The following is an 11,854-nucleotide window of genomic DNA, read 5'->3' as shown; positions in this document are numbered from 1 at the left end:
ATGCCGGGTGCGCGCCACGCGGGCGCCTCACCTCAGCCGCGGGGCATCACCGAGGGTCGCACGACGCGGACGGAGAAGGCGGTGAGGCCGATCCGCAGCGACGCGGTGCGCGCCAGGTGGCGGCACACGAGGATCGTCACCACGGCCGGGACCGCACCGGAGATCAGCAGCCCGGTGCGGGGACCGAGGTGTTCGGCCAGCAACCCGACGACGGGGCCGCCGAGTGCCCCGCTGCCGATGAACACCAGCATGTAGAGGCCGACGACCCGGCCGCGCAGGTGGTCGGCGGTGGCGAGCTGGACCAGCGACTGGGCCGACGTGAGGAAGCCCAGGTTTGCAGCGCCGACGAGGACGAGCAGGAGGGTGAAGGACAGCTGGTCGGGCGCTGCCGCGGAGAGGAGCATGGCCATCGCCAGGGCCCAGGCGGCCAGCCCCACTGTCCGCAGGCGCAGCGGCTTGCTGCGCCGTGYGGTGGTGAGGGCGCCGGCCAGGGCCCCGACCGCGACGACCCCGTTGAGCAGGCCGAGACCGCTCGCGCCCGAGTGGAACTCGTCCTTGGCGAACGCGGCCAGCGTGACGGGCAGGCTGATGGTGAAGAAGCCGAACGCCCCGACCATGACGACGGGCCACAGGACCGTCGGCGTACGGAGGGCGTACTCCAGACCCTCACGGATCCCGGGGGAGGGGGCCTTGACCGGCTCTCCAGCGGGGTGGGCGAGCCCGGCACGGCTCTGGCCTGCTCCGCGCATGAGCAGGAGCGCGGTGACCGGCGCCGCGAACGTGAGGGCGTTGACCGCGAACGCAAAGCCCGCACCCACACTGCTCATCAGGAGGCCACCGATGACGGGGCCTGCCATCGCGCCGATCTGGAAGGTGCAGGACACCAGGCTGATCGCGTTGCGCAGCTGCGGCCCCTCGACGACCTCCGGCACGAAGGACTGGCGCACGGGGTTGTCGACCGCTGTGACGACTCCGAGGACGGCCGCGAGGAGGAAGACGTGCCAGACCCGGATGTGCCCGCTCAGCGTGAGCAGCGCCAGCACGGCTGCGGTCAGCGACATCGACACCTGGGTGGCCAGCAGGATGGCGCGCTTGGGGAAACGGTCCGCGAGCAGACCGCCGTGCAGGCCCAACGCCAGGGTCGGCAGGAACTGGCAGGCGGTCGTGATCCCGACTGCGGTCGGGCTGTCGGTGAGCGTCAGGACCAGCCAGTCCTGGGCGATTCGCTGGATCCACCCGCCGGTGCCGGAGATCAGCAGGCCGGACAGCAAGAGCCTGAAGTTGCGATTCGCGAGCGAGGGAAAGGTGCGTGAAACATGTTGGGGGAGTGCGGGATCGGAGAGGTGGACTGTGTTGGCAGCGGTGGAGCTCATGAGTCGTCCTGGACGGTTTCGCGTGTGGGTTGGTTGCGTTCACCTCCAGTGTGCGCGCGACGACGTTCCCCTCGCTGCATTCTGAGACAGAATGAGTAATATAAGTGTCATTGCGATTCGCAATGATCGCCACGTCTCCCGAAGGAGTGGTCGTGTACGAGCCGGAACTGCTCCGCACCTTCCTCGCCGTGACCCAGGCGCTGAGCTTCACCCGGGCCGCGGAGGCCCTCGGGATCCGTCAGCCCACTGTCAGCCAGCACGTGCGCAGGCTCGAGGAGGCGGTCGGACGCCCGCTGTTCGTCAGGGACACCCGCAGCGTCGCGCTCACCTCGGACGGCGAGGCGATGGCCGGCTTCGCCCGCGAGATCCTGGCCGCACAGGAACGAGCCGTCGGCTACTTCACCGGCTCCCACCTTGCCGGTCGGCTCCGCTTCGGGGTGACCGACGACCTCGCCCTGACACCCCTGCCGCGCATCCTGCGGGACTTTCGCCAGCTCTATCCGCGGATCGACCTCGAGCTGACCGTCCTGCAGAACGAGGGGCTGCTCAGGCGCATCGAGTCGGGTCACCTCGACGTCGCCTTCGTCAAACGCAACGCGGGCACCTCGACCCTGGCGCGCGGACAGCTCGTCCGCCGCGACCAGCTCGTGTGGGCCGGAGTCGACGGCACCCGGGTGGATCCCGACCAGCCGGTGCCGCTCGTCGTCTACCAGGCGCCCAGCCTCAGCCGGGCCATCAGCGTGCAGGCGCTCGAACGCGTCGGCCGCCGCAGCCGGATCACCTGCACGGTCCGCGGCGTCAACGGGGTGCTGGCCGCCGTCCGAGCTGGCCTGGGCATCTCCGTCATGGCGCGCACGCTCATGCCGCCTGACCTGGTCGAGCTCCCGGCCTCCAGCGGGCTGCCCAAGCTGCCGCACCTCGACCTCATGTTGCTGACCAACCGCCAGGCACCCGCCGAGGCGGCCACAGCGCTCACGTCGGCCATCCTGGCCAGTGGCGCGCCACGAGGCCCGGTCACCGGAGGCTGACCGAGCGTGAGCTCGCGCTCTACAGCGGCCGGAGCTCGCTGTCCATCGTCCCCATGAGGTGGATTGCCCGAAGCCGGCTGAGCAGCAGGTCGGCCCGCACCTCGACCCGTGCGCTGTGGTGGACCGCCGCCGCACCGGTGCACAACGGGTGGACCTCGCCAGCAGCAGCTGCCCCGCAACGGCACCACGCGGCATACGCATCGGTGGCGCTTCGACCAGAGGCAACAGGCGAGTTCTTCACGAGACCGCACGCTAGGAGCCGGCCGCCACGGCAAGTCACGCAACAAGCCCGACCCCCTCCGTTCGTCCGAGGGGAAGCTGACCGAAAGAGGCGCCACCTCCCCGACCTTCGGTACGCCACGGGCAGGCTGACGTGCGCCCTCGCCCCTTCCGCGGGTCAGTCGGCGAAACCAAGGGGCGTACTGTGAAGGGGACGATGGTGGCGTGGCCCGACCGGGTGGCGCCCAGTCCGTCCGCGACGGGGATGACCACGGTGATGATCCAGGCAGGGACGAAGACCGCTTTTCCAGTGCTCCGCGAAGGGCGGCTGTCGTCCTCCGGTCGCATGCTCCTCGCCGAGCTGCACGCGGCGATGGCCTTGGCACAGGCGGAGGTCGCGGCGCAACGACGTCCTCCGTCGGACCCCAACGTGCTCGCGATCGCGCGCGGGCGCCTCGTGACGGCGATGGCGGACTACGAGGAGGCGCTGACCTCCCTCCACCTGCCGATCCCCCCGCGGCTGCGCGACGACCTGCGGCTGCTGCGCCGAGTGGTTCGCCACTGACGCGAGCTCCATCCGCGCGTCCGCGGTCGGGGCTGGGGCTGGGGATAACTTCGGGCGGAGGTCGCGAGTTCGGGCAGCATTCGGGACATGAGCTACGAAGACCTTCCACGCGAGCTGCGCACGATTCCGTTGACTGACACCACGATCCAGGCTGACGTGGTCGACCTGATCCTGGGCATCGAGGAACGCCGAGACGGCGCCCTGGCCCTGCTGGTGTGCGACGAGGCGGACCGGGGAGTGCAGCCGGTCGTCCTGTCCGATGTGCCGCCCGAGGCGCCGACCGCCGACATGCGCAGCCTCCTCGACCTGCTGCTTCCGATGGTCGGTGAGACGGGTGGGGCGATCCTGGTCGCTCGCGGACGCCGTCGTGGCGTGACGCCGACCGACAACGACCGTGCCTGGCACCAGGAGACGATCGAGGCCTGCGCGCGCCACAAGGTCCGACTCCTGGGCTTCTACCTTGCGTCGCCGGACGGCGTCGAAGCCCTGCCACCGCCACTGAGCCAGGCGTCCTGACCTGACGCGATCAGGCGCAGCTCAGTACTGGGCGCGGGCGACCTTCTGGAGCCGGGGCCACTCGCCGTCGATGCAGAGGTCGCGTCCGATGTCGAGCATGGCCGCGCCGAACAGCGCTCCCGTGGAGATGAACGCGGGGTGCACGTGCCCGAACACCTCGAGGGTCACGGTGCCGTAGAGCCGTGACCAGGACCGCTCGAACATCCAGATCATGCCGGGGGTCGGTCCACCCAGCGGGTCGGTCACCTCGGCCGGCTTGATCTCGCTGCGCAGCACCTCGAGCAGGTCAGCGTCGAGGTCGGAGTCGGCCGGGATGGGGAAGTGGTACTTGACCCACAGCCGCCCGAAGATCTCGCTGAAGAAGGCCCCGAACATCTTCACGCCCGACTCCTCGGGCAGGCATCCGTCCAGGGAGGTGATCACCACGGGCTGAGCCGCCGCGGCCTCCTCGATCGCGGCCGAGGTCGCCGAGGCGAAGACGAGCTGGAACTCGTTGCGGTTGGTCAGCGCCCACTTCCGGAAGGCCGCGGCGGACGCGACGATCTGCGCGGCCGGGTCGTCCGGCTCCTGCTGGTCCCTCGCGGTCGTCATGGCCGCCACCACGTCCTCGAAGATCGACCGGGCGACGCGCACCATCAGCTCGGCGTGGCTGTCGACGTAGCGGTAAAGCGCCGGGGGAGTCAGCCCCATCTCCTGGGCGACGGCGCGCACCGAGACGTCCTCGCCGTCGCGGAGCAGCTGTCGCGCCACGTCGACGATCTCGTCGAACGTCGCCTGCCGCTGACGCTCTCGCCGCGTCGGAACCGCGGTCATCTCGCCCTGCTTCCTCGTCGGCGAACGGTCTGGATGCCCTGTGCCCTGGTTTGTCCTGCAGAGTTAACCATGAAGCCTTGACAACTTAGTTTACACCCATCACTGTTACTGCTGTAAACATCAGTGATGCAGGGTTGCGAGGGAGTGGTTCGGATGCACAGGTGGGGTCAGCTTGTCGCACGAAGGTCCTGGTTGGTCCTGCTCGGGGGCATGGCGGTGGTCCTGGCCGCCGCGGCATACGGGATAGGAGTGTTCGGCAACCTCTCCAACGGCGGGTTCGACGACCCCGCCACCGACTCGGCGAAGGAGCTCGTCCTCGAGCAGGCGACCTTCCCCGGCCGGGAGACCGACCTCGTGGTCGTCTACTCCAGCCCGACCCTGCGGGTGGAGGACCCGGCGTTCCAGCGCGCGGTCACCGACACCCTGACCGCACTGCCCAGGACCGATGTGGCCGGGACGGTGACCTACTACGACACCAGGTCGCCGGGACTGGTCAGCAGCGACGGACACGCCACGCGCGTCATCGTCACGCTCGCCGGCACCAGCCAGGACGCCAAGAGCGACAACTGGGACGCCGTCAAGGGTGACCTCGACGCCCCCGGGCTGAGCACGAGTGTGGGTGGCCGCTGGGCGGTCTTCGGCGACGTCAACGAGCAGGTCTCCAAGGACATCGCGCGCGCCGAGTCGATCTCGCTGCCGATCGTCTTCCTGCTCAGCCTGCTGATCTTCGGCAGCCTCGTCTCGGCCCTGATGCCCACCCTGGTCGGCGGGATCGCCGTGATGGGTGCGTTCGCGGTGGTGCGCCTCATCACGGGAGTCACCGACGTCTCGATCTTCTCGATCAACGTCATCACCCTGCTCGGCATGGGTCTGGCGATCGACTACGCACTCTTCGTCGTGAGCCGCTTCCGCGAGGAGCTGGCGCACCAACCCGACACGTCCCGCGAGAGCGTCCGCGCGGCCGTGGAACGCACGATGGCCACCGCCGGTCGCACCGTGCTGTTCTCCGGCCTCATCGTCGCCGCCTCGCTCGCGTCGCTGCTGCTCTTCCCACAGAACTTCCTGCGCTCGATGGGCTACGGCGGCATGGCCGCAGTGCTGGTCGCGATGCTGGCGGCCCTGACGGTGCTGCCCGCCCTGCTGGGAGTGCTCGGGTCCCGCATCGAGTTCGGCCGTATGCCGTGGCGCCGCGGCTCGCGCGCCCACCTCGCCGACGCGCGCACCCCGGACGAGTTGCACGGCGCGGACCACGAGGTGGTGCACGGCACCTGGGCCAGGGTCGCGCACAGCGTGATGCGTCGTCCCGTCGCCTACCTCGTGGCCATCGTCATCGGCCTGCTCGCGCTGGGCAGCCCGTTCCTGGGGGCGCAGTGGGGCAGCGTCGACGAGCGTGTCCTGCCGGTCAGCTCGCCCAGCCGCCAGGCCGCGGACCTGCAGGCGGACCTGTTCGGTGGCGAGACGTCCACCGCGTCGATCATGGTGCGCGGGGCGGATGAGGTGGCCAGGTCGGCTTACCTCACGAGCCTGAAGGCGGTTGACGGGGTCACCCAGGCGCAAGCCGTGGCGACCCGGTCCGTGGACGGCCAGCAGCTGACGCTGGTGCAGGCGACCTGGCAGGGGAACTCCCAGACCTCGAGCAGCCAGGACGTGCTCAAGGGCATCCGGGCCGTCGACCTGCCCACTGGCACCACCGCGCTGGTCGGCGGCCCGACCGCCGACGCCGTGGACCTGATCGACTCGATCGGCGACCACCTGCCGTGGATGGCGCTCATGGTGGCGGCCGTGATGCTCGTCCTGCTGTTCGTCGCCTTCGGTTCGGTCGTGCTGCCCCTCAAGGCCATCGTGATGAACGGCGTGTCCATCGTCGCGTCCTTCGGCGTGGTCACCTGGATCTTCCAGGAAGGTCACCTGTCGGGGCTGCTGGGCTTCACCTCTCCCGGCTACCTCGACGTGACCCAGCCGATCCTGATGCTCGCGATCCTGTTCGGCCTCTCGATGGACTACGAGGTGTTCCTGCTCAGCCGCGTGCGTGAGGAGTGGGACCGCACCGGGGACAACACCCGGGCGGTCGCGGCCGGCGTGCAGCGCTCCGGGCGCATCATCACCAGCGCCGCCCTGCTGCTGGCCGTCGTCATCGGTGGCTTCGCGACGAGCGGGATCGTCTTCCTCAAGATGATCGGGGTGGGCATGCTCGTGGCCGTCCTGCTCGACGCCACCGTCGTTCGGGCCCTGCTGGTGCCCGCCACGATGCGACTGCTGGGCAGGGCGAACTGGTACGCACCCGGTCCACTCGCGCGGTGGTGGGGGCGGCACGGACACCGTGAGGAGCCGGCTTCTCGCGAGTCGGTCCTGGTGCCCGCCCAAGAGCTGGCAGTCGCGCCCTGACCCGGGCGGGCGGCATACCGTGCCAGGGCTTCGGTGCTCACCGAAGCCCTGGCCACGGCACCACCGCCCCGCTGCCTGCCGGCGGCTGCCGGCGGCTGCCGGGACTGCTCTCGGGTGACTTGACCAAGTCTTGACTTTGGGGCCAAACGGATGAGGGGACGGCGCGGGCCGAACCGCGATACTGAGATCGTGCTGGGGACCGAATTCACGCGCACCCTGCGCGCTGCCCAAGCCGGCGAAGAGGATGCCTTCGCCCGGCTCTGGCGTGATGCCAACCCGGCCATGATCCGCTACCTGCGGGTCGTCGGGCACGACGATCCCTACGACGAGGCCTGCGAGGGCTGGATCACCGTCGTGCGCGGTCTGCCCGGGTTTGTCGGGGACGAGCTCGCCTGGCGCGTGTGGTTGCTCGCCTGTGCCCGCCAGCGCGCCGAGGAGAGCACGCTCCGACGGGCCTGGGGGTCGGTCACCGTGCTGCCGGGGTTCCAGGTCGAGGGCGATGGCGAGCTCGACATCGACGAGCTGATCGAGTCCGACGCAGGAGGCGACCCGGTGCACCGCGGGATCAACGACACCCTGACCGCGTTGCGCGCCCTGCCCCTCGGGCAGGGCGAAGTCGTCGTGCTGCACCTGGGGGCGGGCTTGCCGCCCAGTGCGGTGGCCGACGTCGTCGGCGTGGACCAGGCGAACATCGAACGGGCCGAGTCGCGGGCCCTGGAGCGGCTGGCCACCGATGCCGACCTGCTCGCGTGGTCGTTGGCCGCCCCTCCCACGCCGGCGGAACTGGCAGACGAACACATCGCGTTGAGTGCCTTCCGCAAGATCCCGTCCTCGGCACGCCGGTCGCCGGGGGTCAAGGTCATCGCCATCGGCCTGGGCTCCGCGGGCGCCGTGACCGCGGCGGCAGCCGGTCGGTCGCGGGCCGCGCTCCTGACCGCGACGGCCCTGTCCGTGTCGGTGATGTCGCTGGGCGGTCTCGGGGCAGCCGCCTACGTCGGGGTGCTGCCCGACCCGGTCCAGCAGGTCCTGCACGACACCGTCGGGGCACCGGCGCCCGAGGCCCCGGGCAAGGGCACGTCACCGGACCCCGGAAGCAACCCGGCGACCCCGCCGAATGCAGGCGTGGGGCCCCATGCCGCGGGCAGCCCCGCCGCAGGCCTGTGCAGGGCGTGGGCCTCGGACAAGGCCAAGGGCACCGCTCGCGACCGGTCGGTCGCCTTCCGCAACCTGACGGGCACTGCCGGTGGGGCGGACCGGGTGGAGGCGTACTGCGCAGGGGTGCTCGCGGCCAAGCCCACCAAGGGTTCGTCGGCACCGACGGCGCGCGTCATCCCCTCGGCCAAGCCCACGCACCCGTCGAAGCCGTCGACCACCAAGGCGCCGAGCACCAAGACGCCGGTTCCGCACTCGCCCGCGACGCATGCCCCCAACCTCACCCCCAACTCGACGAAGTCCGTGGCGCCGCCCGCCCAGGGCAAGTCGGCCAAGGCCGGCACCTCGGCGTCCGCCCCGAGTGACCCGGCCACGACGGGCGACAGAGAGGCGCCGAACCCGCGGTTGTCCGGCAAGGGCGTCAAGACCGGCGGCTGACGGTCCCCGACCGGCGAAGGACCACGACGGGGCGCTCGCGTAGGCTTCCCGCCGTGCTCCTCCCGCTGACCGTCGTCGTGCTCGTGGCGGCGGTGTGCCTGATGGCCGTCGCCGCCTGGTATGCCGCGCGCAGCCGCCTCGTCGACGACCGCCTCCTGCTCGTGGCCGGGGTGACCGAGCTGGGCCTCCTGGTGCAGCTGGTGGTCTGCCTCGTCCATCTCGGGCGGGTACCCGGTGGCGGCGCCGAACAGGCGACGTTCGCGGCCTATGCGATCACGCTTCCCTTCGTGCCGCCGGCGGCACTGTTCCTCGCGCTGAAGGAGAAGACCCGCTGGGCGATGGGGGTCGTCGCCGTCGGGGCGTTCGGCGTCGCGGTCATGACCGCCCGACTCCAACAGATCTGGAACCTCCGTGGCTGAGACCCCGTCCGCCCCCTCGACCCGATCGGGACCCGGTGTGGTCCTCGTCGCGGTCTACGGCCTGCTCGCTCTCGCGGCCACCGGCCGTTCGGTGCTGCAGATCTCCGAGTACTTCTCGAGGGCGCCGCTGGCCTATGTCCTGTCGGCGCTCGCAGCGGTCATCTACGTCGTCGCGACGGTCGCGCTGGCGCGCGGCGACCTCACGTCGCGCCGCGTCGCGCTGGTGGCGATCAGCGTCGAGCTGGCAGGCGTGCTCATCGTGGGTCTGGCGTCCTACCTGGCCACGGACGCCTTCCCCGACAAGACGGTGTGGTCGCACTTCGGGTCCGGCTACGGCTTCGTGCCACTGGTGCTGCCGGTGCTCGGCCTGCTCTGGTTGCGGCGCACCCGTCCCAGCTGAGAGCTGGTCGGTGGCCTTCGTCGACCGCTAGTCCGTGGCTGTGTCCACCGGCTCGTCGACTGGCTCTTCGACTGGCTCGTCGACTGGCTCGAGGACGAACACGGGGATCAGCCGGTCGGTCTTGACCTGGTAGTCGGCGTAGGGCGGGAACGCCTCGACGCACCGCGGCCACCACTCCTCGCGCTCGGCGCCCTCGAGCTCCCGGGCCCGGACCGTCCACGTGCGGTCGTCGTCCTGGAGGTCGAGGACCGGGTTCTTGCGGATGTTGGCGTACCACTTGGGGTGCTCCGGCGCGCCACCCTTGCTCGCCACCGCGGCATACACACCGTCGTGCTCGACGCGCATCAACGGGACCTTTCGCACCTTGCCGGAGAGGCCGATCATGGTCAGCATCACGACCCGTCGACCCTGGATGGCGACCGCTCGGGTCGTCCCGGCGGCCTCGATCTGCTCGACCTGCGTTCGGACCCAGCCGGTGGGGCTGGCGACGTACTCACCAACAATGCTCATGGGTCCATCACAACACGAACCGGCACATCTCGGGTGGAGGGGTCGAGCAGGCGGGTCGGCTGGGTGGGACCTGTCGGGCGCCGACGATCCGGCGCACAGGCGGCTGTGGACAACTCCGGGAGGCGTCCCACGACCGACCTACCCTCGGACCCATGACCCGGATCGAGGTGAACTCCGACACCATCGTGGCGCTGGGCGCTTCCCTCCGGGAGGTGGCCGACGACCTCCTGTGGCAGGCGGTGCGCAGCTCGGAGCAGACCTGGTCGCTGGGCCCCGGCGACAGCGCCGGAGCCCTCGCGTCGGTGCTGGGTGACTTCGAGCACCAACGTCACGTGCTCGGCCGCGCGCTCGAGGACCTCGCGGCCGCGACGGCGCTGGCCGGGCGGCTGTACGCCGACGTCGAGAGCACGAGCGCCGCCGCCTTCGACGGTGGCCCGGGATGACGATCCTGAGGCCGCTGCCGGGTGATCCCGGCACGGTGCGCGCACTCGCCGACCGGCTGGCCGGGCAGGGCGAGCTGCTGCTGGCCCTGGCGAGCACGGTGCGAAGCCTCGGCGACCCGAGCAGGACGACCTGGGAGGGGCCGGGCGGCGCCGCCTTCGCCGCTCGGTCCCGCACCGCGGCCTCGCTCCTGGTCTCGGTGGGGCGTCGCTACGCGGTGTCGGCGGTGGCCCTGCGGCCTCTTGCCGCAGCCCTGGCGGAGGCGCAGCACGACGCCTCCTGGGCGGTGACGACGCACGCGGAGGCCTGGCAGCTCGCGGTCACCCTCGGCAACCGGCGGGTGATGGCGCAGGAGAGCGCCGACCCGACGCAGCGTGCGGTCGCCGCGGACCTGCACCGCAAGGAGCTGGAGCAGCTCGAGCTCGTCCAGGTCGCCGAACGCCGCCATGCCGCAGCCTGGCATCGGTTCGCCGAGGCGGACCGCCGGTGCGCCACGGTTCTGCACCAGCTCGTCCAGGACGGCCTCGACGACTCACGGATGTACGACTCGCTGACGGGGCTCAGTCGCGGGGCCGGCGTGCTCGGGAGCGCGGCAGGGGCCGTGGCGATGGCTCCCACGCCGCCGTCCAAGGCGCTGGGGGTCGCCGCCGGGGCGTGCGACGGACTCCAGCTGACGGCAGACGCGGTGGTCAAGGTCGGCTACGGCGACGGGGACTGGGGCCACATCGGCGTGGGCGCCGCCATGTCGGTCACCGGCGCCGCGTCCGGCGTGCTCAAGCGAGGCGCCCTGGCGACGAACCCCGCGGCCCTCGCGGGCCCGACGAGGACGGCGCGACGCTCGCTGCGCTTCGGCACGGCTCAACGGCTCCGGCTCGCGACGGCCGAGGAGCTTCGCCGCGCCGGTCGAGCCGAGTACCAGCCCGACGCCCGCACGTTCCGCGCGACCCGGTCGCCGGGCTCGCCGACCGCGACAGCGCACTGGGTGGCCGAGCAGGTCGCGGGACGTGCACGCGTCCTCGTGCGCAACAAGTGGCTCGACGACCTCGCCCTGGTGACCCGTGACCCCGCCCGGTCGCGCACGATGTTCGTGACCGGCCTCGCGGCCGAGGCGACCACGGCGGGTCTGGGGGCCGTCGGCACCGGGCGCGACCTGTACGCCCGACACGAGGGGGACCTGGCGATGCGGACCCGCGACGCCACCGATGCGCGCGGCACCACCCCCGATCCCGACCCACGTCCCGGCGCTCGCTGACCCGCCGTTCGTGCGTCCGCCATGAGAGATGGGTATGCCGCCCGCTCACCTCCCCGGCGTAGCCTCGGCCCAGGTCATGAGTGCCAGCGACAAGCCCCGGCTCGCTGGCCGGCAACCCTCCTCCGCGGTGGGGTGCCCCGGGTGAAGACCTGGCGGGCGGCGCAGTCGCCGTCCGCAAGCGCGGGAGACCCACCACGTGTCCCGCACCGTTCCGGCGGTGGCATCAGTGATCACAGGACCTCGGGAGCTCGAACCTCCCTTCACAGGCACCTCGACCACCCGCTCCGCCGGTGACGGTCCCCCGATCCGTGCCACGCGGCATCCGAGAGTGAAGGACACCGAG

13 protein-coding genes and 1 riboswitch are annotated in these 11,854 nt (G+C 71.2%); of the genes, 9 read left to right on the top strand and 4 right to left on the bottom strand.

Annotation, left to right across the window (positions count from 1 at the left end; genetic code table 11):
* Positions 1-32 precede the first annotated feature (32 nt).
* Entirely contained in the window at positions 33-1,373 is a 1,341-nt protein-coding gene (locus AC1DXJ_RS10705) for an MFS transporter (RefSeq protein ID WP_477636918.1), read from the bottom strand.
* 152 nt (positions 1,374-1,525) lie between these two features.
* On the opposite strand from AC1DXJ_RS10705, the gene AC1DXJ_RS10700 reads away from it, so the two are divergent.
* Positions 1,526-2,401 (top strand): LysR substrate-binding domain-containing protein, encoded by an 876-nt coding sequence (locus tag AC1DXJ_RS10700; protein WP_477613352.1) that lies wholly within the window; start codon positions 1,526-1,528, stop codon positions 2,399-2,401.
* A 19-nt stretch (positions 2,402-2,420) separates the two neighbouring features.
* Here the strand turns inward: AC1DXJ_RS10700 and AC1DXJ_RS10695 are convergent, their stop codons facing one another.
* Positions 2,421-2,642 carry a hypothetical protein gene (locus tag AC1DXJ_RS10695; RefSeq protein WP_477613351.1) on the bottom strand — a complete coding sequence of 74 codons (222 nt, stop codon included), beginning with the start codon at positions 2,640-2,642 and terminating at the stop codon, positions 2,421-2,423.
* A 183-nt stretch (positions 2,643-2,825) separates the two neighbouring features.
* On the opposite strand from AC1DXJ_RS10695, the gene AC1DXJ_RS10690 reads away from it, so the two are divergent.
* Positions 2,826-3,185 (top strand): hypothetical protein, encoded by a 360-nt coding sequence (locus AC1DXJ_RS10690; RefSeq protein WP_477613350.1) that lies wholly within the window; start codon positions 2,826-2,828, stop codon positions 3,183-3,185.
* Between the two features lie 87 nt (positions 3,186-3,272).
* Complete coding sequence (locus AC1DXJ_RS10685) at positions 3,273-3,701, top strand: hypothetical protein (RefSeq protein WP_477613349.1); 429 nt, start codon at positions 3,273-3,275, stop codon at positions 3,699-3,701.
* 21 nt (positions 3,702-3,722) lie between these two features.
* On the opposite strand, the gene AC1DXJ_RS10680 is transcribed toward AC1DXJ_RS10685, so the two are convergent.
* Complete coding sequence (locus tag AC1DXJ_RS10680) at positions 3,723-4,514, bottom strand: TetR/AcrR family transcriptional regulator (RefSeq protein WP_477613348.1); 792 nt, start codon at positions 4,512-4,514, stop codon at positions 3,723-3,725.
* A gap of 210 nt (positions 4,515-4,724) precedes the next feature.
* Here AC1DXJ_RS10680 and AC1DXJ_RS10675 point away from each other — a divergent pair, with 210 nt between their 5' ends.
* The 4 genes from AC1DXJ_RS10675 to AC1DXJ_RS10660 all read left to right on the top strand — a co-directional run bounded on the left by AC1DXJ_RS10675 (position 4,725) and on the right by AC1DXJ_RS10660 (position 9,308).
* Complete coding sequence (locus tag AC1DXJ_RS10675) at positions 4,725-6,899, top strand: MMPL family transporter (protein WP_477636917.1); 2,175 nt, start codon at positions 4,725-4,727, stop codon at positions 6,897-6,899.
* A gap of 189 nt (positions 6,900-7,088) precedes the next feature.
* Positions 7,089-8,489, top strand: coding sequence for an RNA polymerase sigma factor (locus AC1DXJ_RS10670; RefSeq protein WP_477613346.1), 1,401 nt, complete (start codon positions 7,089-7,091; stop codon positions 8,487-8,489).
* 53 nt (positions 8,490-8,542) lie between these two features.
* Complete coding sequence (locus AC1DXJ_RS10665; RefSeq protein ID WP_477633338.1) at positions 8,543-8,908, top strand: hypothetical protein; 366 nt, start codon at positions 8,543-8,545, stop codon at positions 8,906-8,908.
* Positions 8,901-9,308, top strand: coding sequence for a hypothetical protein (locus AC1DXJ_RS10660; RefSeq protein WP_477613344.1), 408 nt, complete (start codon positions 8,901-8,903; stop codon positions 9,306-9,308). Before AC1DXJ_RS10665 ends, AC1DXJ_RS10660 begins: the two co-directional genes overlap by 8 nt.
* A gap of 27 nt (positions 9,309-9,335) precedes the next feature.
* Here AC1DXJ_RS10660 and AC1DXJ_RS10655 read toward each other — a convergent pair whose 3' ends face one another.
* Entirely contained in the window at positions 9,336-9,818 is a 483-nt protein-coding gene (locus tag AC1DXJ_RS10655; RefSeq protein WP_477613343.1) for a nitroreductase family deazaflavin-dependent oxidoreductase, read from the bottom strand.
* A 152-nt stretch (positions 9,819-9,970) separates the two neighbouring features.
* On the opposite strand from AC1DXJ_RS10655, the gene AC1DXJ_RS10650 reads away from it, so the two are divergent.
* Both AC1DXJ_RS10650 and AC1DXJ_RS10645 read left to right on the top strand, forming a co-directional pair.
* Entirely contained in the window at positions 9,971-10,261 is a 291-nt protein-coding gene (locus tag AC1DXJ_RS10650) for a hypothetical protein (protein ID WP_477613342.1), read from the top strand.
* A complete protein-coding gene (locus tag AC1DXJ_RS10645; RefSeq protein ID WP_477613341.1) occupies positions 10,258-11,511 on the top strand; it encodes a hypothetical protein in 1,254 nt (417 codons plus the stop codon). Before AC1DXJ_RS10650 ends, AC1DXJ_RS10645 begins: the two co-directional genes overlap by 4 nt.
* Before the next feature lie 72 nt (positions 11,512-11,583).
* Positions 11,584-11,698: riboswitch (SAM riboswitch) on the top strand.
* Positions 11,699-11,854: the final 156 nt, after the last annotated feature.

It is taken from the genome of Pedococcus sp. P2_D9 (assembly GCF_056404275.1).
The sequence above is the reverse complement of the archived record's forward strand: the minus strand, read 5'-3'. Positions and strand labels throughout refer to the sequence as shown.

Coding starts and splice junctions, on each gene's coding strand:
- AC1DXJ_RS10685 (WP_477613349.1), top strand. CDS start 3,273: ATGAGCTACGAAGACCTTCCACGCGAGCTGCGCACGATTCCGTTGACT.
- AC1DXJ_RS10680 (WP_477613348.1), bottom strand. CDS start 4,514: ATGACCGCGGTTCCGACGCGGCGAGAGCGTCAGCGGCAGGCGACGTTC.
- AC1DXJ_RS10675 (WP_477636917.1), top strand. CDS start 4,725: ATGGCGGTGGTCCTGGCCGCCGCGGCATACGGGATAGGAGTGTTCGGC.
- AC1DXJ_RS10655 (WP_477613343.1), bottom strand. CDS start 9,818: ATGAGCATTGTTGGTGAGTACGTCGCCAGCCCCACCGGCTGGGTCCGA.
- AC1DXJ_RS10650 (WP_477613342.1), top strand. CDS start 9,971: ATGACCCGGATCGAGGTGAACTCCGACACCATCGTGGCGCTGGGCGCT.
- AC1DXJ_RS10645 (WP_477613341.1), top strand. CDS start 10,258: ATGACGATCCTGAGGCCGCTGCCGGGTGATCCCGGCACGGTGCGCGCA.